Origin of the sequence: Streptosporangium sp. G11 (genome assembly GCF_051192615.1) — a bacterium.
In the GTDB taxonomy this organism is placed as follows: domain Bacteria; phylum Actinomycetota; class Actinomycetes; order Streptosporangiales; family Streptosporangiaceae; genus Streptosporangium.
Map to the genome: position 1 here is coordinate 67,856 of NZ_JBPJUQ010000045.1, position 22,628 is coordinate 90,483.

Sequence of the window (22,628 nt, forward strand, 5' to 3'; positions counted from 1 at the left end):
TCCCGCTAGCCGGTCGACGCGGCACGCCGGGTGCCGGAGAGGACCGCCTCCGCGAGGCGTGGGGCGAGGGCCGCCGCCTGGGCGCGGATCTCCGGGATCGCCGTCGTCTCGTACAGGCTTCCGCGCAGCAGGGGACCCAGCGTGAAGATCCTGTCGTCCGGGTCTCCCGCCGCGTCCAGGACCGCGCCGCCGGGGGCGGCGTCCAGCCCGAGCCGCAGCCGGTCCGGCCGGACCATGCCGTCGGCGACGAGGCCGGCGAGGAGGGGGTCGCGGGTGATGTCGGCCCCGGGCCCGGTGGCGTTGACCAGCCAGCCGACATCGAGCTCCCGGACGGCGCCGTCGGCGCTCACCTGGGCGCGCAGCCCGCCGGGTCCCGCCCCGGCCCGGACCAGCCGGCCGCGGAGCACGTGGAGGCGGCCGGTGGCCCGCAGGTCGGCGATCCTGGCGGCCGTCACGGGAGGGATCCGGTGCCGGTGGACCTCCCAGTAGCGGGCGGCCAGGCCCAGGAACCGCCTCTGGTCGTCCGGGGTGAGCCGGGCCCACAGCCTCTGGGCCTGCGGCCGCAGGCCGTCGACCACGCCGTGCCAGTCGCCTCCGTTGTCCCGCACGGCGAGGCGTACGGCACGGAGCAGGTCGCCGATCCCCAGCGGCCCGTCGGGGAACGGTGTCGGGACCGGGGGCGGTACGAGCCGGGGGTGGGGCCGCGGCAGCAGCGCGTGCCGCGACACCGCGTAGACCACGGTCCCGGGGTGCGCCCGGGTCACGGTGACCGCCACGTCCACCATGGTCAGCCCGGTGCCCAGCACGAGCACCGGCGCGCCGTCGCGGATCCGGGCCAGCGCGTCCGGCGCCCACGGATCGGCGACGTAGCCGGGGCTTCCCGCGTCCACGATCGGGAGCCTGGCGGACTGGGCGCGGTTGCCCAGGGCCAGGACGGCGGCCTCGGCGTCCACCTGGCCCCCGCCGGACAGGTGGACCCGCACACCCCGGTCACGGGTGAGGGCGCTCGCCGTGCCGGTCACCCTGCGCACCACGCGGACGGGCCACTCCTCGGCGGCGGCCAGCAGGTCGCGGAGGTAGCGCCCGTACGTCTGTCTCGGCAGGTAGTCGGAGGCGGAGACGTCCAGCCCCGCGTCGAGGGCCCAGCGCAGGAAATGGCCGGGGTCGTCGTCGAGCCCGCTCATCTTGTTCGCGCAGGCGTTGAGGAGGTGGTGCGGATCGGTGGTCGAGTACGCCTGTCCCAGCGCGTGCCGCCCGTACTGGTCGATCAGCACGACCTCCAGCGGCATGTCCCGCGCCCGCGCCTCGCGGAGCAGGTGGACCGCCGTCAGCGTGCCGCTCGCGCCGCCGCCCACGACGGCGATCGATGGGGAACCTGACACGCGACCCAGCATAACCCACTATTCCTGTAGGGCATACAGGATAGCGGCGCCGTGGACCGATCCATGCACGATCTTGACGATCCCGGCGGCGGGCGCGGATGAGCGCGATCCCGGGGCCGCCGAGGGCGTGGACAGCCGTGAACGCGACGAGCGGTCCGGTGCCCGCCCCCTTCACCGCGCGTCCGCGGATTCGCCGGAATCGGCTATCCGGCGAGTCGCCGCTCGAAGCCGGTGACCATGGCGAGGAGACCGGCGTCGAACCAGTGGTCGTAGAACGCGGTCGCGGCCGGGTCGGCGGCCGGTGCGGGCCCGTCCGTCCCCGGCGGGGTGCCGACCTGCGCCAGGGCGTGGCCGAGGACGTAGACGCCGACGGACTGGATGGCGGTCAGGGCGTCGTCCCGGGGGACGCCGGCGGCGGCGAAGCGGTCCAGCAGGCCGGTCAGCAGGGTGAGACCGGTGTCGACGTCGACGGGGTGGGTGGCCAGGAGCGGCACGGCGTGCGGGTGGGCGAGCAGCGTCCGCCGGTAGGCGGTGGCGAAGCGGGTCAGCGCCTCGGCCCACGAACTCGCCGGGTCGGGCTCGATCACGGCCTCGGAGAACAGGTGGTCGACGACCGCGGCCAGCAGGGCGTCACGGTTGGGGACGTGCCGGTACAGGGACATCGCCGCGACGCCGAGTTGGGTGCCGATCCTGCGCATGGTCAGGGCGTCCAGCCCTTCGGCGTCCAGGACCTCGACGGCCGCGGCGACGATGCGCCCGGGGGTGAGCACGGCAGGGCGGCCGCCGCGCCCGGCACCGCGGCCTCCGTGACGGGCGGGCTGGTTCATCCGCTCAGGGTAGCCGCGAGCGTGGTGGCCAGCATCAGCAGGGAGAGGGCGCCCACCACCATGTGCTGGACGTCGATGACGATGTCACGACCCTCGGTCGGCAGGATTTTCAGGGTGCGGGCGTAGTCGCGCCGGTAGACCTCCCGCTGGGCGGCGGTGCTGACGCCGAAGTAGGGCAACCACCAGCTCTGGAGGTGACCGACCATGATCAAGCAGCAGAGTGCGGTGGCCGTGATCAGCGACCAGGTCTGGTGCAGGGCGACGCCCGCGGCGATCAGCAGGGGGAACGGGTAGTTGATGGACGCCGCGAGCACTCGTCCGCGGACGTTGCCCGGGGCCAGGTCGTTGAGCGGGAACATGGGGACCCACTCGGTCAGGGTGAGCCAGAGGAGCCAGACGAACGGAACGATGATCGCGATGACGGTCACGACGCCTCCTAGTTTGTGTACGACGTAAGCTTACGTCGTACACAAACTAGGGCACAAGAGGACGGCACCCCGGATCGCCGTCCGGGCATGACCGGAGGCCCGGCGGACAACCGGCCGAACCGGATTCGCGCTGACCCCGATCCCCTGATCCGGAGCCGGGAAGCCGCTCAGGACCCCTCTGCCGCCGTGGTGAGACGCAGGCGCCGGGGGCCCTGGCCGAGGGGCTCCGGCAGCCTCAGCGGCCCGGCGCCGGGTGTGATCGTGCCGAGGAGGCGGGGGCCGGACGCGCCCGTGCAGCCGGGGACCGTCGCGGGCAGCCCGTGCGCCGTCAGCCAGCCGAAGAGCGAGAAGGCGATCGCCTCCTTGGCGTCGGCGGGGACCCCCAGCTCGTCGCTCGGCACGATGCGTGCGTCCCCGGCCCGCGCGGCCAGCATGGCCATCAGGACCGGGTTGCGCACCCCGCCGCCGGAGACGACCACCGTCTCCAGGCGGTGGCGCCGGATCTCCGCCGCGACGGTCTCGGCGGTGAGCGCGGCCAGCGTCGCCAGCAGGTCGGGCAGGGCCAGCCCGTACGGCGACGCCGCCCTCGCCAGGTAGCCGGGGTGGAACAGCTCCTTGCCGGTGCTCTTCGGCGGGGGCGCCCGATAGTACGGCTCGGCCAGCAGGTCGTCCAGCAGCCCCCGGTGCACCTCCCCCGCGGCGGCGAGGCGGCCGCCCTCGTCGTAGGGCGCGCCCGTGGCGGCCGACACCGCCGCGTCCATCAGCGCCGACGCCGGGCCAGTGTCGTAGGCCGTCCCGGCGTCCCGCACGGTCAGGTTCGCGATCCCGCCGAGGTTGATCGCGCCGCTCGGCCCCGGCAGCCCGGCCAGGAGCAGCAGGTCCAGGTAGGAGACCAGCGGCGCGCCCTGCCCTCCGGCGGCCACGTCCCTGGCCCGGAGGTCGGAGACCACCGGCACGCCGGTCCGCTCGGCGATCCAGGCGGGCTGGCCCAGCTGCAGCGTGCCGCGCGCCCGGCCGTCCTCCACCCAGTGGAACACCGTCTGCCCGTGCGAGCAGATGAGATCCACCGGCCCGCACGCCTCGGCGGCGTCGGCGAAGGCCTGGCCGATCAGGGTGTCGAGCCGGCACACCTCGGCCATGTCGGCCGGGTTCGGCGGCAGCGCGCCGGCGATGCGCTCTCGGAGCCGTCCCTCGTACGGCCGCGCGCCGGTGTGCTCGACGGCGCCGGTGAGCACGTCGCCGTCCGGGGACCAGTCCACGATCGCACTGTCGATGCCGTCGTGGGACGTTCCCGATATCAACCCCAGCACGCGCATGTCTCCCCCCTTCCCTCCTCTCCCTCCCCTCGATTCCGCTCGATCACCTTCCCGGGCCCCGCCCGGCCGTCAGCGCGCGGCCGTCACCGCACGGCGGCCGGTGCTGGGCGGGCTCAGGCGACCGGCCCGGTCGACGGCCACCACGTGGTAGTACGCGCCCTCGGTGCCCGCCGGGTCCACCCAGCGCAGGTCACGGGCGGCGGGGACGACCGCGATCAGGTTCCGGGCGTCGGCGAGGTCCCCGGGCGCGGCCCGCCGGTCAAGCCGGAAGATCGCGTACTGGAACGGGACCCTCCGGCCCGTGGCCAGGACGCGCAGCTCGACGCCGCCGTCCACCCGGCGTGCCATGAGAAGAAGCGGGCGGCCCGGGGCCCGGCCCGAGGCGAGCCTGGGCAGCAGCGGGGGCAGCGCGGGACGGGTGTAGTGGCCGGTCACCACGGCGCTGATCGACCCGATCCGGTCGTCGCGGACATCGCCGGAGTTGTACCAGATGTCGCCGCCGACCTCGGGATGGCCCTCGTTGAGGGTCAGGTGCCTGCTGAGCTCGTCGGGCCGGGACCACTCGGCGGGCTGGCCCGCCGCCCCTGCCTTGTAGGCCGCCTGGCCGATCCACAGCTGCGTGCCCGTGCCCGCCGTCACGTCGGACCACCAGGGGACCAGCTTGGCGTAGTCGGCGTTGGACTGGCCGATGTACCAGTAGAGCTGCGGCGCGATGTAGTCGAGCCAGCCCTTCTTGACCCAGCCGCGCGTGTCGGCGTGCAGGCCGTCGTAGGACTGGCCGCCGCTGGTCTCCGACCCCAGGGGGTCGGTGGCCCTGTTGCGCCAGATGCCCGAGGGACTGATGCCCCAGGCGACCTCGGGCTTGACCCGCCGCACCCGCCGCCGCATCTCCCGTACGAGAAGGTCGACGTTCTCGCGCCGCCAGGCCGCGAGGTCGGGGAAGCCGCCGCCGTGGCGGGCGTAGGCCTCGCTGTCGTCGAAGGCCGTGGTGTTGACCGGGTAGAAGTAGTCGTCGAAGTGCAGGCCGTCGATGTCGTACCTGGTGACCGCGTCCATCATGGCGTCCTGCACGAACGCCCGGACCTCGGGCATGCCGGGGTTGTAGTAGAGCTTGCCGCCGTAGGGGACGATCCAGTCGGGGTGCCTGCGGCCGGGGTGGTCGGGGTGCAGCAGGGCCGGGTCGGCCTGCATCGACACCCGGTAGGGGTTGAACCACGCGTGGAACGCCAGGCCCCGCCGGTGCGTCTCCGCCACCAGGAAGGCCAGCGGGTCGTAGCCGGGGTCACGCCCCTGGACGCCGGTCAGATACTGCGACCAGGGCTCGTACGGGGAGGGCCAGAAGGCGTCGGCGGTCGGCCGGACCTGCACGAACACCGAGTTGAGCCCGCGGGCCCGCGCCAGGTCGAGCCAGGCGAGATACTCGGCCCTCTGCTGCTCGGCGCTCAGCCCCGTCCTCGACGGCCAGTTGATGTTGGCGACCGAGGCGATCCACATGCCGCGCATCTGGCGCAGCGGCGGCACCCTCCCGGCCCCGGAGCGCCCCTCGTACGAGGCCCCGAAGGAGCCCTCGCGCGAGCTCCCGGAGGAGGCGGAGGCCGGGGCCCGGGCGGACAGGGGCACGGCGGTCGCCGCGACGGCGAGGGCGAGACCACGCAGGACGGATCTCCGGCTGGACGAGCTCATGCGGACTCCAGGGGTGTTCGGCCCCGGGCTGCGGGCCGGGGCCGCGGGGGGGGCGCCGCCGGGCCGACGCGAGGGAGGGCACGAGAGCGGGCACGAAGGCGAACATGAGGAGGGACGCGAAGCGGGCGAGAGGGCGTGCGCGAGGACGGGCGCGGAGATGATCGCGAAACCGGCCACGGGGTCACGGGGTTCTCGCTCGCGAGGATGACAGAAAGCTACTTTGGGGGCAATGAAAATGAAGAAAATTGTCATTGATGTGTAACCTGCCTTGAGACACTCCCCCCGCCCACCTGCCAGAAGACGCCTACCTCGATCGTGAAGGTGACCGCATGCCCCACCGCAGCCCCGACCTGGCCCGGCTGGCCATGACCGTCCTCCAGCCGGGTTTCGACGGCACCGAGCCGCCCGAGTGGCTGCTTCGCGCGCTCGGCGACGAGGGCCTCGGCGGGACCGTGCTGTTCGCCCGCAACCTCACCGACCACGGCCACACGACCGATCTGGTCGCCCGGCTGCGCGCGGAGAACCCCGCCACGGTGATCGCGGTGGACGAGGAGGGCGGATCCGTCACCCGCCTGCAGGCCGCGCGGGGCAGCTCGTGGCCGGGCAACCGGGCGCTGGGCGTGGGCGACGACGTCGAAAGGACCCGGCTGGTCGCCCAGGAGATCGGCCGCCTCCTCGCCTCGGCCGACATCACCCTCGACTACGCCCCGGTGGCGGACGTCAACGCCAACCCGGTCAACCCGGTGATCGGCGTCCGCTCCTTCGGCGCCGATCCCGAGCTGGTCTCCCGGCACACCGCCGCCTGGATCTCCGGGCTCCAGGGGGCCGGGGTGGCCGCCTGCGCCAAGCACTTCCCCGGCCACGGCGACACCCACACCGACTCCCACCACGCCCTGCCGACCCTGCACGCCTCCCTGCGGCTCCTGGCCGAGCGCGACCTGCCGCCCTTCCGCACGGCGGTGGCCGCCGGGGTCCGGGCCGTCATGTGCGGGCACCTGCTGATCCCGGCCCTCGACCAGGAGAATCCCGCGACGCTGAGCCACCGGATCACGACCGGGCTGCTCCGCGAGGAGATGGGATTCACCGGCATGATCGTCACCGACGCCATCGAGATGCGCGCCGTCGCGGCCATCCACCCGCCGGGGGAGATCGCGGTCCGCGCCCTGGTCGCCGGGGCCGACGCGATCTGCGCGGGCATCTCCTCCCCCGGTGGCGAGAACGTCCACGAGCTGCGCGACGCCATCGTGGACGCCGTACGGGAGGGCAGGCTCGGCGAGGACCGGCTGGCCGAGGCCGCCTCCCGCGTGCTCGCCCTGTCCGGCTGGTACGCCGCGAACTCCGCCGCGGAGGCACGGGCCGCGGGGACGGCCGCCCGGGGCCCGGGGGACGAGGGCGAGGAGCTCGGCCTGCGAGCCGCCCGCGCGGCCATCCGCGTGACCGCCGCGGGCGCCCCGACCGTCCTCCCCGGGCCGCCGCTGGTCGTCGACATCGCCCCCCGGCTGAGCGAGGCGGTCGAGCCGGGCATGCTCACCGGTCTCATCGGCGCCTTCACCGAGCTGCTGCCGGGCACCGTCGGCCACGTCGTCACCGTGGAGGCGCCCGAGCTGCCCGACCTGAGTGACGAGAGCCGCCCGCTGGTGATGGTGGTGCACGACGCCAGGCGCCACCCCTGGGTCGACGAGCTGCTGGCGCGGGCCGTCGCGCTGCGCCCCGACACCGTGGTGGTCGAGACCGGGATGCCCGGCGAGCCCTCGGGAGCCGTGTACGTGACCACGAACGGCATCTCCCGGGCTTCGGCCCGCGCCGTGGCCCGCTGGTTGACCGGCGACCAATAGGCTGATCTATGACATGAAAGGCGCTGAATGAACGTCCTCGACGGCCCCACCCCCGTGAACCTGGTGGCCACGGTGAGGGCCGTCCTTCCCTCCCTCACCCCCGCGGCGCAGTCCATCGCCCGTCTCATCCTCGACGACCCCGGCGTGGTGGCCCGCAGCACCATCACCGAGTTCAGCGCGGCCTCGGGCACCAGCGAGGCCACGATCGTGCGCACCGCCAGGGCCCTGGGCTTCGCCGGATACTCCCAGCTGCGCTTCGCCCTGGCCGCGGCGGTGGCCAGGGACGAGCCCGAGCGGCTGGTCCCCGGCGACCTCGGCCCCGACGACCCGCTGACCGACGTGATCGCGAAGGTGGCCAGGGCCGAGTCCGAGGCGCTGGCCGACACCGCGGCGCAGCTCAACCCCGACCGGCTGGGCATGGTGGTGGCAGCGGTGGCCGGGGCGCGCAAGGTCGACGTCTACGGGGTGGGCGCCTCCGGGCTCGTGGCGGCCGACATGGCGCAGAAGCTGATGCGGATCGGCCTGTCCGGCCACGCCTACACCGACGCGCACCTGGCGCTGACCAGCGCGGCGCTGGTGCGCGACGACGACGTCGTGGTAGCGGTGAGCTGCACCGGCGAGACCCCCGACGTGCTGGCGCCGATGCGGGTCGCGCAGCGGGCGGGCGCGACCACGGTGGCCATCACCAACAACCCGCGCTCCTCCCTGGCCGGGCTCGCCGACCACGTCCTGGTCTCGGCGGGCCGGGAAACCGCCTTCCGCCCTGGCGCGCTGGCCAGCCGGATCAGCCAGCTCCTGATCGTCGACTGCATCTTCGTCGGCATCGCCCAGCGCACCTTCGAGACCTCCGACGCGGCGCTGAGGGCCACCAGGGACGCCATCGACGGCTTCAGGACCGACTACCGCCGCCGGAGCAGGTCCTCCTAGCTCCCGGACCGCCTCGACTCCGGGGCCGGGAAGGCGTCGGCGGTGGTTCCTCGACGCGCCCGGGGAAATCCTCCGCTGACGGCGTACGACCGGCGGCGTGCGATCGACGGTATGTGACCGGCGACATGCGGCCGACGCGTGTGGCGCCTCCGGCCGGAGTTCGGCGAGACCTTCGGGTCTTCAGGGGTTGTAGTCGGAGTCGTCGCTCGAACCCTTGTCGGACTCCAGTTCCTCGTCTTCCTCGTCCTGTATTTGCTGCCATTCCTCCCATGCCCGGGACCTCTTCGGCGAGGACGGCCCCTCCTCCTCGTCCTGTTGCCCCTCCCCTGCCTCGTCGAGGGTCCGTTTCGAGCTCTCCCCGCGAGGGGCCTCACCGGACTCCGAGTCGGAGTCGGGCTCGGGCCTGGGGGCATAGACGAACTCCAGTCCCTCCTCGTCCTCGCTCGACACGTAACCGGTCTCGCCCATGCCTCCGACGTGGACGAAGCTCTCGATCGCCTTGATGACGGCCTTCCGCTGGAGCTCGTCGTCGATGGCGGCGGCGAGGGCGATGTCCTCCGCGTCCGTCGAATCGGCGGGGACGCCGAGGATCGCCTTGAGCAGCGCCGGGGTGACGAGGGCCGGGGAGACCGGCCAGGCGTAGGTGGTGAGGTGGGTGCCGGTGACGTCGAACCGGATGCCCTCCCCGCGCATGGCCAGTATCCCCAGGTAGCACTTGAGGCAGCACAGCTTGGAGATGCCGATCGCGATCACGATCGTGTCCAGCAGGTGCAGCGTCTTCCGGCTCGCCTCGGTGCGGGCCCGGTCGCGGTTCTGGAGGAGCTGGGTGGCGGCCTGCATCTCGGTGTGCATCCTGTGGTCCGCGCCGCCGAGATCGTAGGTCTCCTCATGTGCGCTGACCTTCAGTTCGGTCCACTTCTCCTGTAGGTCGGCGAGGAAGTTTATCGCCTTGAGCAGGCGCCGCTCCGCCACGTGCAGGTCGCCACCACGCCCCGACCGATCGTCGAGGCTGGAACCGCTCAGGAGGCTCCACAGCTCGTCAAACGTCGCGGCGAGGTCTTCCAGCTCGGCCTCGTCCTCGCTCCTGCCGGCTTCGACGAGCCTCTTCAGGTCCTGCCCCATCAGGCCGTCGGGCTTGTTCGCCCAGAGGTGCAGCTCGCCCTCGGTGTGGGCCACCGCGACGCATTCACGAGCGTCGTTCAGATGGGCGAGCACCCACGCCAGCCGGTCCAGGGCCCGCTGCGTCGCCAGGTTCTTGTTCGTGGCGATGCGCCTGCGGTATTTCGCGCTCCATCCCTTGCCGCCGCCGGCATGGATGATCTCATCTTTGATCGTGCTCATCTTGGCCCTGAGCCGCTCGTGCACGGCGTCCCGGATCTTTTGCGCCTCGGCGGCGAGAAGCCCTCTCATGCTCTCGTCCGGCCTGTCGAACGAGAGCGCGGACGAATCCAGGTGGAGCAGCGGGTTCACCTCGATCGCCGCCAGGTCGAAGTCACGCAGCAGGGCCGCCCGTCGCTCCTGGTCCTGGGTGAGGTCGCCGATCTCCTCCCGCAGAGCGGCGTTGCCGAGCCATTCGTTCTGCGCCGCCAGCTGCGCCAGGATCTCGCCGGGACCGGCGCCCGGCAGGCCCACCGCAAGCCCGACGGCCTGCCACAGTTCGGAGTGGAGCGGGATGGGGAACTGCCGGACCAGGTGCAGGATCTGGAACGGCGACGCGTACCGTCCGACGCCCTGGAACAGGAGGAAGAGGTGCGCGATCCTCGCACGCGTGGACAGACCCTGGCTCTGCGGGGGCAGATATGAGTCCACCATGGCCCTGATCTGCTTGCTGACGGCCCGGAGGGCCACGAACTCCTCGTACGTCATGGACTGGATCAGCGACGTCGTCATGGTCCGGTCACCCAACAGGGTGATGAGCGCCCGCTCCGCGGCCGCGCTGTCCTGAGCCGGCGGCTGGTCCCCGGAGGTCTGGGGGTCCCGTGGGTCTTGAGGGTCCTCGGAATCCTCGGAGTTCTCGGAGTCCTGGGAGTCCTCGGAGTCCGATCGCTTGTCCTTGCGCAGCTCGACCGGGGAATCGTTGGCCTTCGAGACCTGCGACGCCTGGTCCTTCTTCTCGGAGGACGAGGGCTTCGAGGATTCGTCCTGGTTGCCGCCCTTCTCCTCGTCGCTCATCGACTCGTCGTTGTCGTCGCTGGAATCCTTGGCGACCGGTTTCTTCTTCCTGATGGAGCCTTTGTTCCCGAGCACTGTCGAACCTCCTGCCTCCAGAAAACGATCCATTACCGGACGCCGGCCGTGCGGGCCGGCGCCAGATCGAGGTTCCGCGGCGCCGACTTGTCCTCGTCGAGGACGAACACCCAGGCCGGGGCGGCGAGGACCCGGCAGAACCCCTCTGGGGTGATCTCGAAGTCCTCCCGATGCCTCTCAGGTTCGCGGTGCCGTGGCGAGAACGGCGTGTCAAACGGGCAGCGCGGGGTGCCGGGCCAGGGAGCCGTTCCCGCTCACGCGCCCCTCCGATTGTCATTCCCGTCTCGGCCGACCCATGATCACCTATCTTCGGGGCCACGGACACTGACCGTCCGGGTGACATCTCGCAGGGCGTCGCATGGACCGGAAACACGATTCCCATCCGCCGAAACAGCCGACCGGTCCCGGCGGGAGTCCCTCGCGGGCTCGGCGGCCGGACCACGGACGCGCGGGCTCAGGACAGGCGCAGGGCTTCGGACGCGTACACGGGCTCAGGACAGGCGCAGGGCCTCGGCGGCGACCGCGTGGCGCAGGTCGCGGATGCCCGCGCGGCCGCGCAGGGGGTGGACGTTGTTGGTCAGCAGGACGACGGTGAGGGCACGCCCGGGATCGACGACGAGCGAGGTCCCGGTGAAGCCGGAGTGGCCGTAGGCGTCGGCCAGCGGGCCGACGATCGCCGGGTCGCCGATCCGCACGCCCAGGCCGTGGCGGAAGTCCGCGCCCCTGACGCCGTGGTCGCGGGTGATCTCGGCGACCGCGCCGGGGCCCAGCACAGGCGCTCCCCCGGTGCGCAGCGCCTCGGCGAAGCGTACGAGGTCGTCGGCGGTGGAGAAGATCCCGGCGTGCCCGGCCACCCCGCCCAGGCCGTGCGCGGTCTCGTCGTGGACCTCGCCGCGCACGCATCCGGGCCCGGGGCGCTCGGGCTTGTGCTCGGTGGCGACGATCCGGGGCAGCAGGGACGTGGCGGGGCGGTAACCGGTGTCGGGCAGGCCCAGCGGGCCGGTGACCCGGGTGCGGACGAGCTCGTCCAGGGAGGCGCGACCGGCGATCTCCGCCACCCGGCCCGCCGTGATCAGCCCGACGTCGGAGTAGAGGTAGCGCTCGCCCGCGGGACCGATCGGCGGTGTCGAGAGGATCCGCTCCATGCGCGCGGCGCGGATCTCCGGGCCGTCGCCGGGAATCTCCTCGTGGGCCCTGCGTCCCGGCGGCAGGCCGGCGGTGTGGGTGAGCAGGTGCCGCAGGGTGACCTCGGGGGCACCGCCGTAGCAGCCGGGCAGCCGGGCCGCGACGGGCTCGTCCAGGTCGAGAAGGCCGTCCTCGGCCAGTGACAGGACGACGGCCGTGGTGAAGAGCTTGGTGATCGAGGCGAGGTCGAAGATCGAGTCACGGAGGGCGGGCGGCCGGTCTCCGGCGAACTCCTCGGAGGCCGACGCGTAGCGCACGGCCTCCCCCGCCGCCGCGGCGGCCACCGTGACGCCGCCCACGGCGATCGCGGCCACCGCGGCCGAGCAGACGCGCGGCACCGCCGCCCCGAGGATCCCGGCAAGCCGGGCATTTTCTACAAAATCGAACACCGCTCCCGCTCCCGCTCCCGCTCCCGCCCTCGGCCCCGCTCCCGCTCCCGGCCCCTACGCCGACCCCACTCCTGCCCCCCATCCCGGTCCTGATTCCGCTCCCGGTCCCGGTCCCGGTCGTGATCCCGGCCCCGGTCCTGATCTCGGTCCCGGTTTCGCGGCCGGCACCGGTTCCCCCTCCGCCGGAGGTTCAGGCCCCTCTGGCCTGTCCCGCCGCCTCCAGCGCCGCCTCAAGATGGTCGCCGTGCCGCTCCAGCAGGCCCCGGGCGCCGCCGGCGTCGAGGCCGTGCTCGATCATCAGCACCGCGACCTTCACGTGCCATCCGGCGGCCTCCAGCGCGGAGCGGGCGGCGGAGAGGGCCGCCCCGGTGATGTCGCTGACCATCCTGGCGGCCCGGTCGGCCAGCTTGGAGTTCATCGCCGACACCTCGATCATGGTGTTGCCGTAGGTACGGCCCAGCTTGACCATCGCGATCGTGGAGATCATGTTGAGGACCAGCTTCTGCGCGGTCCCCGCCTTGAGCCTGGTGGAGCCGGTCACCACCTCCGGGCCGACGATCACCTCGATGGGGTGCCGCGCCGCCGCCGACAGCGGGGTCGCGGCGTTGCACGACAGTGCCACGGTCAGGGCGCCACGGCGGCTCGCCTCGGCGAGCGCGCCGAGCACGAAGGGTGCGCGACCGCTGGCGGAGACGCCCACCACCGCGTCGAGCTCGCCCACTCCCCGTTCCGCGAGGGCGGCGGCTCCTCCGGCGTGGTCGTCCTCCGCGCCCTCGACCGAACGGGTCAGCGCGGGAGTGCCACCCGCGATGACGCCCTGGACGAGCTCGGGATCGGTGCCGAAGGTCGGCGGGCATTCCGAGGCGTCCAGCACGGCCAGCCGGCCCGACGTCCCCGCGCCCACGTAGAACAGCCGGCCCCCCGCCTTCATCCGGGCCACGACCGCGTCCACCGCAGCCGAGATCTCCGGGATCGCCTCGGCCACCGCCGCGGGCACCGCGGTGTCCGCCGCGTTCATCAGCCGGGCCACCTGCTCGGTGGGGAGCCGGTCGATCCGGCTGTAGCGCGGGTCGCTCTGCTCGGTGGAAAGCGTGGACAGTGTGGCTAGTTGATCACTCATGACGTCCCATGTCGTTAGTTGTCCCGTCTCACTACTGCCAATTAGATGATCTTCTGACAGTGAGGGCGTTGTGGCCGCGTACCGGGTGGAGGCCCGCCCGCCGGGCCGTCCCGGTCGGCGAACGCCCTCACCGCAGGCCACGGCGGTAGAGCCAGAAGACCCGCTCGGCGTGCGCGCCGACCGCCCGGGCGTAGAAGCGCAGCGGCCCGACCCAGCCGATCTGGGCGCTCGACATGCCCGCGGCCCGCTGCTCGGCGAGGCAGCGGCGTAGGAGCACACGGCCGACGCCCAGGCCCCGCGCGGCCGGCGCGGTGCCCATGGGGCCGAACCAGGAGGGCCTCGAACCCCACGCGGCGAAGCCGAGGATCTCGCCTTCCCTGACGGCGTAATGGCAGCCGGCGGCCTGCTCCGCCTCCCACGCCCAGTTGGCGTTCCACTGCTCCCTGGCGAAGGCCGACACGGCGGCGCGGTCGCCCGGGGCGGCGGCGTGCACGGTGACCCCGGCGTCCGCCAGCCACGCCAGATCAGCGTCGACGGACAGGTCTCCGGTGAGGTCGGCGGTCATGTTCCAGGCGACGTTGTAGCGCTCGTAGCCGAGGCTCTCGGCGAGGCAGGCGGCCTCGGTGTAGCGCACGTCGATGCCGGGCCAGGCGTAGCAGGGCGGATTGCCGGCGAGGCGGGCCTCGGTCGCCCCCCGGCCGCGCAGCCAGTCCTCGGCCGCGGCGACCAGCGCCCGGCCGAGACCCGCCCCCCGGGCCTCGGGACGCACGGCGAGCAGGTCGATGTGGCCCGCGTGCGGGTCGCGCGCCGACATGGAGGCGAACGCCACGCCGTCGAGACCTCGCGTCACCAGTGCCGTCCAGGACCGGCCGGCGGGCGGCGCGGCGAGCCTAGCGACCAGGCTCGCGGCCTCTTCCGCGTCATGGGTGAGCGCCGCCCCGGCGATCCCCGCGAGCGCCGCCGCGTCGGCGGCGACGGCCTCGCGGATCCCGGACGCCGCACGCGCCCCGGACGTCTCGCGGGTTCCCGGCGCTTCAGGGCCCCCTGGCGCCTCGCCCCACGGCCCCGCCCCGGGACCGTTTCCCAGCGGGCTCACGAAACGCCGACCGGCATGGCGACGACGTCACGGGGAGCGGGGTGGAAACAGGCGTGCTCCTGGGGCGTGCCGCCCCCGTGGCCGAGCCGCGGATGCTCCGACTCGCAGCGGCCGGTACGGAACGGGCAGCGCCGGGCGAACAGGCAGCCCGCGTCGAGGCGGCTCTCGTCGAGCGCCCCGGTCGGCGTCACCGGCTCCTCGCCGGGCCGCTCCAGGCCGTGCAGCACGGGGATGGCCGACAGCAGCGACTGGGTATACGGGTGCACGGGGCCGGAGATGATCGTCTCGACGTGGCCGCGCTCGACGACCTCTCCCCGGTAGATGACGTAGAGCTCGCCGTCGTCACCGATGTAGCGCGCGGTCGCCACGTCGTGGGTGATGAACAGCACGCTCACCCCGAGGCGCTCGCGAAGGTCCTTGAGCAGGGCGAGGATGCCCAGCCGCAGGGATACGTCGATCATGGAGACGGCCTCGTCTGCGACGAGCATGTCGGGGTCGACGGTGAGGGCGCGGGCGATGACGACCCGCTGGCGCATGCCGCCGGAGAGCTGGTGGGGGTAGCGGGGCAGCACGTAGCCGGGGTCGAGACCGACCAGTTCCAGCAGCTCCTGGGCACGCCCGTCCACCCACGACCGCGAGCGGCCGGTCTGCGCGGCCCGCAGCGACAGCGGCGCGTCCAGCGTCTGGTGCACCGTGCGGGTCGGGTTGAGCGCCGAGTACGGGTCCTGGTGGATGAGCTGGATGCGGCGGAAGTAGGGCTCGCGCTGCTTCGGGCGCAGCGACGACATGGGCGTGCCGTCGATGGTGATCTCTCCGGAGTCGTGGCTCTCCAGCCCGGCGATGATCCGTCCGAGCGTCGTCTTGCCGCAGCCCGACTCCCCGATGAACGACGCCGCCCCGCCCTTCGGGATGGCGAAGTCGACACCGCGCAGCGCCTTCACCTCCCGTCCGGCGAGGAAACCGCCCCGCTGCTTGAAGGTCTTCGTGACTCCCTGACCAGTGATCACGCTTTCTCCCTCGGTCCGTGTGTCCCGGCGGCCCGTCCGGCTCCCCGCGAAACCGCGTCCCGGCCCTCGTACGCGTTCCCGTTCGTGTTCCCGGCCCCGTTTCCGTTCCCGCTCCCGTTCGCGACTCCGCTCCCGGTCGCGGCTCCGTCGCCGGTCCCGTTCGCGGCACGCGCGGCGTGCGCGTCCTCGTCCGCGTGGCGGGCGGCGACGGCGTGGCAGGCCACGATCCACTCGCCGCGCGAGACCGCGGGCGGCTCCTCGGTCTCGCAGACGTCCATGCGCAGCTCGCAACGCTCCCTGAAGACGCATCCCCGCGACGGAACGGTCCCAAGCGTCGGCGGGCGGCCGGGCAGCGCCCTGGCCTCCCCGATGTCGCCGACCAGGCGCGGGATGGCCCGGATCAGGCCCTGGGTGTAGGGGTGGCGGGGGGCGCCGAGCACCTCGGTGGTCGGCCCCTGCTCCACCACGCGCCCGCCGTACATGACGGCGAGCCGGTCGGCGACCTCGGCCACCACGCCGAGGTCGTGGGTGATGACGAGCGTGGTGAGCCCGCGCTCCTCGTGGACCTCTTTGATGATCCGCAGGATCGTGGCCTGGGTGATCATGTCGAGCGCGGTCGTGGGCTCGTCCAGCACGACGAGGTGGGCGTTGAGCACCAGCGCGAGCATGATGCCGACCCGCTGGCGCATCCCGCCGGACAGCTCGTGCTGGTGGGAGTCGAGCACGCGCGCGCCGTCCATGCCCATCCTGCCGAGCAGGTCCTTGGCGTCCTTGACCAGCCCTCGCAGGTCCCGGATGTCGTGTGAGCGGCCCAGGTCGAGGAGCTGCTTGCCGACCGTCTTGAGGGGGTTGAGGGAGTTCTGGGCGGCCTGGAAGACGTACCCGATGTGCCGTCCCCGCGCCCGGCGCAGATCGTCGCCCCGCAGCTCGATGACGTTGCCGAGCCCGTCGATCTCCACGCTGCCCGAGCGGATCCTGCCGGGGGGCTGGACCGCGTTGAGCAGCGACAGCGCCAGGGTGGACTTGCCGGACCCCGACTCGCCGACCACCCCGGTGATCGTCCCGGGCACCAGCTCGAGATCGATTCCCGACACGGCGGGCAGTTCCCCCGCCGACGTCCGGTAGACGACGGACAGATCGTTGACGCGTACTCCGGGCGGCCCGCCTCTCCTCGCCTCGCGGGGGCTCGCCGCGCCTCCGGCGTCCTCCGTGCTCAGGCCACCCCCAGCGCGCCGGGCGCGCCGGGTCTCCACGGCGGCGGACGGCCGCTCGCCCGGCGTCACGGACACCTTCTCCGAACGTGTGAACATCTGTTCAGTCCTCCCGCAGCCGGGGATTGAAGATCTCGTCCATGGCGTCGACGACGAGGACGATGCCCAGGGTGAGCAGCAGGATCGCCAGCAGCGGCGCCAGCATGTACGGCAGCGCGGTGGTCGTCGTCAGCGCGCCGCCGCCGAACACGGCGAGGTTGAGCATGACGCCCCAGTTGTTGGCGTCGAAGGGCAGGACGCCCAGGAAGAACAGGCCCACCTGCGCGTACACCGCGCCGGTCACCGCGATGAGCATGTTCATCGCGATGAAGGGGGCCATGCTGGGCAGCAGTTCCCTGCCGATGATGTGCCTGCTGGACAGGCCGAGCCCCCTGGCCGCCTCGATGAAGCCCCGCTCGCGCAGCGAGAGGGTCTGTGCCCGCACGGCGCGTGCCACGCCGCCCCAGCCGAGGAGCCCGAGCACCAGGCCCATCTCGAACGCGCTGGTGAACTTCCAGACGGTCGACAGGACCAGCAGCAGCGGGAGGGCGGGGATGGTCAGCTTCATGTCGGTGATCCGCATGAGCACGGCGTCCCAGCGCCCGCGCCGAAACCCCGCGAACAGCCCGACGGCGGTGCCGAGGGCGACCGTGATGACGGCGGTGACCAGCGCGGTCATCAGGACGTACCGGGACCCGGTGACCACCAGGGCGAGCACGTCGGTGCCCTCGAAGTCGGTGCCGAAGGGGTGCGCCAGGCTCGGCGCGGCGTAGAGCGCGTTGTCGTCGCGCGGCAGCCGCGCGGGGTAGAGCAGCGGCCCGAAGATCCCCATGAACGCGAAAACGCCCAGGATGGCCACGCCCACGATCCTGCTGGGCTTGCGCTTCAGGACCCGCCAGACGCCGCGCCGGAAGTTGCGCCGCAGCGTCGCGCGGGTGCCGGAGACGGCGGGGCTGCCAGCGCCGCCCGGAGCCCCGACCGGAGCGCCGCCCGGGGTGATGACCGGCGCCGTCACGCGACCACCTCCACCGGGTACGCGTACGGGCTCGCGAGGCTCTCCGCGGCCCGTGTCACCGGGAGGCCGTCTCGCACGGCTCCCTTGATTCGCCCGGTCATGAGGCCTCCTGTCCGGAACGGACCCGTGGGTCGATGGCGGTGTAGAGCATGTCGGCCACGATGTTGGCGATGACGATCGCCACGGTGATCAGCAGGAAGGCCCCGCCCATCAGCGCGTAGTCGCGGTCGGTGATGCTGTTGAGCAGGAGCAGGCCCAGCCCCGGGTAGGTGAATATCCGCTCGATGAAGATCGCGCCGCCGAACAGCAGGCCCAGCGAGAGCGCCAGGATGGTGAACAGCGGCAGGATGGCGTTGCGCGCCACGTAGCGGAAGATGATCCCGCGCTTCATGCCGCGCAGCTCGGCGGCGAGGATGAAGTCGTCGCCCAGCACGGTGACCACGCTCGACTTCATCGCCAGGATCCAGCCCCCGTATCCGGCCAGCGCGTAGGTCAGGACCGGCAGCGTGGCGTACTGGACCAGCGAGCCGATGTAGGCGGCGTTGAGCCCGGGGTCGAGCGTGACGTCCGCCGTGCCGCTCGCGGGGAAGATCGGCAGCAGGGTCGTGAAGACCGCGCTCAGCATCAGCGCGAGGACGTACTGCGGCAGGCCGTGCAGGAGCGAGCCGGAGACGGCCAGGATGTCCCCCAGCTTGCTCGACCGCTTGATCGCCGCGTAGACGCCCAGGATGATGCCGACCGCGAAGCTGAGCAGGGTGCCGACGAGGACCGGCAGGATCGTCCACGTGGCCGCCGCGCCGAGCAGGGTGGTCACCTCCGCGCCGGGCACGCTCAGCGACTGGCCGAGGTCGAGGTGCAGCAGGCCCCTCATGTAGTCGACGTACTGCTCCCACATCGTGCCCTTGGGCATGAACCCGTACAGCACCGCCGTGGCGCGCTCGGCCTGGTCGGGCGACATGCCCTGCTCGACCAGCTTCTCGTAGCGGGCCTTCATGGGGTCGCCGGGGATGTTCCTGATGATCACGAAGCTGATCGTGGTGACCACCAGGATCATGGCGAGCCCGCGGACGAGGTGGCCCGCGAGGCGGCGTGCGATGACCGTCATATGTGGCTACTTCCTCTTGACCATGCCGAGCTGGAGCCAGACCCCTGAGGTGAGGCGCAGCGCGTCGCTGTCGTCGCGCGGGAATCCGCTGAAACGGGTGGTGTTGACGACCTGGGTGTTGACGTAGTCCCAGAGCTGGATCACCGGGAGGTCCTGGTTGGCGGTCCTGGCGAGGGTCGAGACGATCCGCCGCTGCTCCGCCTCGGGGACGGAGTTCAGCTTGACCGCCAGCTCGCCGGGGTTGACCCTGCCCGCGCCCTTGACGTCGATGACCTCGGCGCCGCCCATCCAGTTGCCCTCCGTGCCGGGGGCGACGTGCTTGAGCCTGCCGCCGAAGAGCTGCCAGCCGTTCTGGGCCCCGTACAGGCGCTGGAAGATGTTGTACGGGGCGGGGCCGAGCGCCACCAGCCAGAAGCCGAGGTCGTACTTCCCGGCCGCCATCTCCTCCAGGTAGAGCGGGTAGTCGGCGGTGGTGACGACCTCCGCGTCGATCCCGGCGTCGTTGAGCTGGCTGGTGACGGCCTTGGCGCCGGCCAGCCAGTCGGAGAAGGACGCGGGCACGTTGATGGTCATCTTCCAGGGGCTGCCGTCGGGCATCGTCCACCTGCCGTCGACCTTCCTCATCCCGGCGGCCCGCAGCTCGCTCTCGGCTTTGGCGGGGTCGTGCCGGTACGGGTCCAGGGTGGCGAGGCCGTCGCCCAGCCACGCCTTCGCGGCCTGCTGGTGAAGGCCCGAGGTGGTGACCGAGGCGGTGCCGCCCTCGGGGGAGGCGACCTTGGTGACCTGTTTGCGGTCGATCAGGTAGGCCAGCGCCCGGCGGACGTGCACGTTGTCGTAGGGCTTCCTGGACTGGTTGAACGCCAATCCCTCGCTGACGGGCGAGTATCCCCTGACGACGGCGTTGCCCGGGGTCTCGGCGATCCGCCGCATCACCCCCGCGGGGACCGCGGTGAACGGCGCGCTGTCCAGCCTTCCGGCGACCAGGTAGTTCCAGACCTGCTCGTTGCCGGTGTAGTTGAGGATGCGCACCTGGTCGGCGGCGACGTTGGCCGCGTTGTAGAAGTTCTTGTTCTTGACCAGCAGCGCCTCGCCCGGGTTGACGCGCTTCAGGACGAACGGCCCGGCGGAGACGTCCCTGGCCGGGGCGAAGGAGATGACCTTGTCCGCGAGGCTGGTGATCCCGGCCCGCGCCGCCTCGGCGCCGGGGGCGGTGCTCTGCGCGAGCTTCAGCTTCTGCCAGAAGTCGGCGGGCAGCACTCCGCGCCAGACGTGCTCGGGGACGATGACGGTCTCCATGACGCTGCGGACGAAGGAGGAGCTCGGGTTCTTCGCCGCCTGGGTGATCTTGATCGTCCTGTCGTCCACGATCTTGATGTCGGAGGCCGTACCGGCCGCGGAGGGGTCGAGGGCGTAGGCGGTGCCGCCCTGGGTGTAGGCCAGGCCGATGGAGAACCTCACGTCCTCCGCGGTGATCGGCTCGCCGTCGGACCACTTGCCGCCCGGATGGAGCCTGAGGGTGATCGAGGACTGGTCGGGGGCGATCTGCCAGCTCTGCGCGACGCCCGGGTAGAACTGGTTCGGATCGGTCAGGTGGTTCTTGGTCCACCCGAGCCACTCGGCGTTGTACCCGCGAAAGGTGTTGCCCTTGGGGTTGTACGGGTTGATCGGCGCGTTGGCGTCGATGCCCGGCTTCAGCGCGTCGATCGTGGTGAAGACGCCACCGGCGGAGCTGTCCGCGTTGCCGCCGCACGCCGCGGTGGCGGCGGCGAGGCAGAGGGAAACCGCTGCCGCTGCTAGTCGCTTCATGAACGCTCCGTTGGGTGTTCTTCGAGGTCAGGGCATGAATATCGAGGTGTAGGCGTTGTCCGGACAATACGTTCGACCTGCCATCTGCGTCAATTATCTCCACTCCTGTGATGCTCTCTGTAGCTTTCCTTCACTCAGTCGCCGGTCGGCACCGGCCGGCGCCGACGGCCGTCGGCGCCGCGTGAGACGGGCGCTCTTGGCCGGACGCACGAAGAACCCGGCCCCTCTTAGGGAGGCCGGACGAGTCCCGGCGCCCCGGCCTGTCATACGGTCGCGGTAGTAACGGATCAACGGAGAGGCGAGCACGGTGAACCTGGACGTCATGCTTGAGGACCTGGAAGAGCTCGTTGTCTGCGAGTCGTTCTCCGCCGACCACCTGGCGGTGGCCCGCAGCGCGCGGGTGGTCGCCGACCAGGGGTACCGCAGGCTCGGTGTCAGGGCCGAGACGATCGTGATCGGCGGGGTCACCCACCTGCGGTGGACCTTCGGCACGCCCAGGGTGCTGCTGCTCGGCCACCACGACACGGTCTGGCCGATCGGCTCCCTCCCGGCCCGCCCCTGGTCGATCGCCGACGGGATCGCCCGGGGCCCCGGGGTGTTCGACATGAAGGCCGGGCTGGTCCAGATGTTCCACGCGCTGGCCGCGCTGCCGTCACCGGACGGGGTGTGCGTGCTGGTCACCGGGGACGAGGAGGTCGGGTCTCCGACCTCGCGCGCGCTGGTCGAGGAGTCGGCGCGTGGCCTCGCGGCCACGTTCGTCCTGGAGGCGAGCGCCGAGGGCGGCGCGCTCAAGATCGCACGCAAGGGCACGTCGGTGTACGAGGTCGTGGTGCACGGCCGCGGCGCGCACGCGGGGCTCGACCCCGGCAAGGGCGCGAACGCCGGGGTCGAGCTGGCCCACCAGATCCTCTCCGTCACCGGCATCGCCGGCCTGGTGAACGACGGCCCGGCGGGCAACGGCCAGGCGGGCGACAGCCGGGCGGGCGGCGACCAGGGGGACGGCCACCAGAGGGACGGCGACCCAGGGGACAGCGACCAGAGAGACAGCGGCCGAGACCACGGCGACGGCCCCAACGGCCACCGGACGGGCGGCGGCCAGATGACGTGGGCGTCCCTCGGGCCGGTCACCGTCACGCCCACCGTGCTGTCGGCCGGGACCACGGTCAACACCGTGCCCGCGCTGGCCCGCCTGGCGGTGGACGCCCGCGTGCCCACCCTGGACACGCAGAGGCGGGTGGACGAGCTGATGCGGGCCCTCGCCCCCCGGATCGCCGGGACCCGGCTTGAGATCATGGGAGGCCCGAACCGCCCTCCCCTGGAGAACGCCTCGTCGGCCGGGCTGTTCGCCCTCGCCCGGGAGGTCGCCGCCGATCTCGGGCTCGCCCCCCTCACCGGTCTCGGCGTGGGCGGAGCCTCAGACGGCAACTTCACCGCCGGGATCGGCTGCCCCACCCTCGACGGGCTCGGCGCGGTGGGCGGCGGCGCCCACGCCGACGACGAGCACGTCGTCGTGGCCGAGATGCCCGGCCGCGCGGCACTGCTGGCGGGCCTGATCCGGGCGGTACTCGCGTGAGCGGCGTGGTGTCACCGGCGAACCGGGGAAAGACCCAGGTGAACGGCATGGTGTCACCGGCGGACCAGGGAGGGACCCAGGTGAGCGGCGTGGTGTCACCGGCGAACCAGGGGGACGCCAGGGTGGACGGCGTGGTGTTGCGCGAACTGCACTCCATCGAGGAGTTCGAGGACGTCTTCCGCCTGTTCGACGACATCTGGCACCCCGACGCCGGTGGCGCGCCCGTCACGGTGGAGATGATGCGGGCACTGTCGCACGCGGGCAACTACGTGGCCGGAGCGTACGAGGGCGGGACGCTGGTGGGCGCGTCGGTCGGCTTCCTGGGGACGACCGGCGCGGAGCGGGTGCTGCACTCCCACATCACCGGCGCCCTGGCCGGGCGCGGGATCGGGTTCGCCCTCAAGCTGCACCAGCGGGCGTGGGCGCTGGAGCGGGGC

17 protein-coding genes and 1 pseudogene are annotated in these 22,628 nt (G+C 72.4%); 4 read left to right on the forward strand and 14 right to left on the reverse strand.

Features of this window, described 5'->3' with window-relative positions:
• Window positions 1-5: 5 nt before the first annotated feature.
• From ACSDR0_RS32495 to ACSDR0_RS32515, 5 genes are all read right to left on the reverse strand, one after another.
• A complete protein-coding gene (locus ACSDR0_RS32495; RefSeq protein WP_435292735.1) occupies window positions 6-1,382 on the reverse strand; it encodes an FAD/NAD(P)-binding protein in 1,377 nt (458 codons plus the stop codon).
• Window positions 1,383-1,585: 203 nt separating this feature from the next.
• Window positions 1,586-2,209: a TetR/AcrR family transcriptional regulator gene (locus ACSDR0_RS32500; protein ID WP_435292736.1), complete on the reverse strand. Its 624-nt coding sequence runs from the start codon at window positions 2,207-2,209 to the stop codon at window positions 1,586-1,588.
• A complete protein-coding gene (locus ACSDR0_RS32505; RefSeq protein ID WP_435292737.1) occupies window positions 2,206-2,637 on the reverse strand; it encodes a hypothetical protein in 432 nt (143 codons plus the stop codon). Before ACSDR0_RS32505 ends, ACSDR0_RS32500 begins: the two co-directional genes overlap by 4 nt.
• A 167-nt stretch (window positions 2,638-2,804) precedes the next feature.
• Complete coding sequence (locus tag ACSDR0_RS32510; protein WP_435292738.1) at window positions 2,805-3,953, reverse strand: anhydro-N-acetylmuramic acid kinase; 1,149 nt, start codon at window positions 3,951-3,953, stop codon at window positions 2,805-2,807.
• Window positions 3,954-4,022: 69 nt separating this feature from the next.
• Window positions 4,023-5,636: a glycoside hydrolase family 10 protein gene (locus ACSDR0_RS32515; protein ID WP_435292739.1), complete on the reverse strand. Its 1,614-nt coding sequence runs from the start codon at window positions 5,634-5,636 to the stop codon at window positions 4,023-4,025.
• Window positions 5,637-5,965: 329 nt separating this feature from the next.
• Between ACSDR0_RS32515 and ACSDR0_RS32520 the strand changes: the two genes are divergently transcribed.
• Window positions 5,966-7,471 carry a glycoside hydrolase family 3 protein gene (locus ACSDR0_RS32520; protein WP_435292740.1) on the forward strand — a complete coding sequence of 502 codons (1,506 nt, stop codon included), beginning with the start codon at window positions 5,966-5,968 and terminating at the stop codon, window positions 7,469-7,471.
• A gap of 27 nt (window positions 7,472-7,498) precedes the next feature.
• Window positions 7,499-8,398 (forward strand): MurR/RpiR family transcriptional regulator, encoded by a 900-nt coding sequence (locus ACSDR0_RS32525; protein ID WP_435292741.1) that lies wholly within the window; start codon window positions 7,499-7,501, stop codon window positions 8,396-8,398.
• A gap of 180 nt (window positions 8,399-8,578) precedes the next feature.
• Here ACSDR0_RS32525 and ACSDR0_RS32530 read toward each other — a convergent pair whose 3' ends face one another.
• From ACSDR0_RS32530 to ACSDR0_RS32570, 9 genes are all read right to left on the reverse strand, one after another.
• Window positions 8,579-10,645 (reverse strand): hypothetical protein, encoded by a 2,067-nt coding sequence (locus tag ACSDR0_RS32530; protein ID WP_435292742.1) that lies wholly within the window; start codon window positions 10,643-10,645, stop codon window positions 8,579-8,581.
• Between the two features lie 491 nt (window positions 10,646-11,136).
• Window positions 11,137-12,219, reverse strand: a complete 1,083-nt coding sequence (locus ACSDR0_RS32535) for a serine hydrolase domain-containing protein (protein ID WP_435292743.1) — start codon at window positions 12,217-12,219, stop codon at window positions 11,137-11,139.
• 190 nt (window positions 12,220-12,409) lie between these two features.
• A complete protein-coding gene (gene murQ / locus ACSDR0_RS32540; protein ID WP_435292744.1) occupies window positions 12,410-13,339 on the reverse strand; it encodes an N-acetylmuramic acid 6-phosphate etherase in 930 nt (309 codons plus the stop codon).
• A 127-nt stretch (window positions 13,340-13,466) separates the two neighbouring features.
• Window positions 13,467-14,435 carry a GNAT family N-acetyltransferase gene (locus ACSDR0_RS32545; protein ID WP_435292745.1) on the reverse strand — a complete coding sequence of 323 codons (969 nt, stop codon included), beginning with the start codon at window positions 14,433-14,435 and terminating at the stop codon, window positions 13,467-13,469.
• The gene (locus ACSDR0_RS32550; RefSeq protein ID WP_435292746.1) at window positions 14,432-15,442 is read right to left on the reverse strand and encodes an ABC transporter ATP-binding protein; all 1,011 of its coding nucleotides are present in this window, start codon (window positions 15,440-15,442) and stop codon (window positions 14,432-14,434) included. Before ACSDR0_RS32550 ends, ACSDR0_RS32545 begins: the two co-directional genes overlap by 4 nt.
• The gene (locus tag ACSDR0_RS32555; RefSeq protein WP_435292747.1) at window positions 15,439-16,752 is read right to left on the reverse strand and encodes an ABC transporter ATP-binding protein; all 1,314 of its coding nucleotides are present in this window, start codon (window positions 16,750-16,752) and stop codon (window positions 15,439-15,441) included. Before ACSDR0_RS32555 ends, ACSDR0_RS32550 begins: the two co-directional genes overlap by 4 nt.
• Window positions 16,753-16,756: 4 nt before the next feature.
• On the reverse strand, window positions 16,757-17,707 hold the full coding sequence (locus ACSDR0_RS32560; RefSeq protein WP_435292748.1) for an ABC transporter permease: 951 nt from the start codon (window positions 17,705-17,707) through the stop codon (window positions 16,757-16,759).
• Between the two features lie 97 nt (window positions 17,708-17,804).
• Window positions 17,805-18,812 carry an ABC transporter permease gene (locus tag ACSDR0_RS32565; protein ID WP_435292749.1) on the reverse strand — a complete coding sequence of 336 codons (1,008 nt, stop codon included), beginning with the start codon at window positions 18,810-18,812 and terminating at the stop codon, window positions 17,805-17,807.
• A 6-nt stretch (window positions 18,813-18,818) separates the two neighbouring features.
• Window positions 18,819-20,618 (reverse strand): ABC transporter substrate-binding protein, encoded by a 1,800-nt coding sequence (locus ACSDR0_RS32570; RefSeq protein ID WP_435292750.1) that lies wholly within the window; start codon window positions 20,616-20,618, stop codon window positions 18,819-18,821.
• A 307-nt stretch (window positions 20,619-20,925) separates the two neighbouring features.
• Here ACSDR0_RS32570 and ACSDR0_RS32575 point away from each other — a divergent pair, with 307 nt between their 5' ends.
• Together ACSDR0_RS32575 and ACSDR0_RS32580 are read left to right on the forward strand one after the other, a co-directional pair.
• On the forward strand, window positions 20,926-22,191 hold the full coding sequence (locus ACSDR0_RS32575) for a M20/M25/M40 family metallo-hydrolase (RefSeq protein WP_435292751.1): 1,266 nt from the start codon (window positions 20,926-20,928) through the stop codon (window positions 22,189-22,191).
• Window positions 22,188-22,628, forward strand: a pseudogene (locus ACSDR0_RS32580) (hypothetical protein); the annotation flags it as partial. The gene ACSDR0_RS32575 and the pseudogene ACSDR0_RS32580, both read left to right, overlap by 4 nt.

Excerpts from the sequence above, each read along its gene's own strand:
- ACSDR0_RS32500 (WP_435292736.1), bottom strand. The coding sequence starts at position 2,209 with ATGAACCAGCCCGCCCGTCACGGAGGCCGCGGTGCCGGGCGCGGCGGC.
- ACSDR0_RS32510 (WP_435292738.1), bottom strand. The coding sequence starts at position 3,953 with ATGCGCGTGCTGGGGTTGATATCGGGAACGTCCCACGACGGCATCGAC.
- ACSDR0_RS32515 (WP_435292739.1), bottom strand. The coding sequence starts at position 5,636 with ATGAGCTCGTCCAGCCGGAGATCCGTCCTGCGTGGTCTCGCCCTCGCC.
- ACSDR0_RS32520 (WP_435292740.1), top strand. The coding sequence starts at position 5,966 with ATGCCCCACCGCAGCCCCGACCTGGCCCGGCTGGCCATGACCGTCCTC.
- ACSDR0_RS32525 (WP_435292741.1), top strand. The coding sequence starts at position 7,499 with ATGAACGTCCTCGACGGCCCCACCCCCGTGAACCTGGTGGCCACGGTG.
- murQ (WP_435292744.1), bottom strand. The coding sequence starts at position 13,339 with ATGAGTGATCAACTAGCCACACTGTCCACGCTTTCCACCGAGCAGAGC.
- ACSDR0_RS32555 (WP_435292747.1), bottom strand. The coding sequence starts at position 16,752 with ATGTTCACACGTTCGGAGAAGGTGTCCGTGACGCCGGGCGAGCGGCCG.
- ACSDR0_RS32565 (WP_435292749.1), bottom strand. The coding sequence starts at position 18,812 with ATGACGGTCATCGCACGCCGCCTCGCGGGCCACCTCGTCCGCGGGCTC.
- ACSDR0_RS32570 (WP_435292750.1), bottom strand. The coding sequence starts at position 20,618 with ATGAAGCGACTAGCAGCGGCAGCGGTTTCCCTCTGCCTCGCCGCCGCC.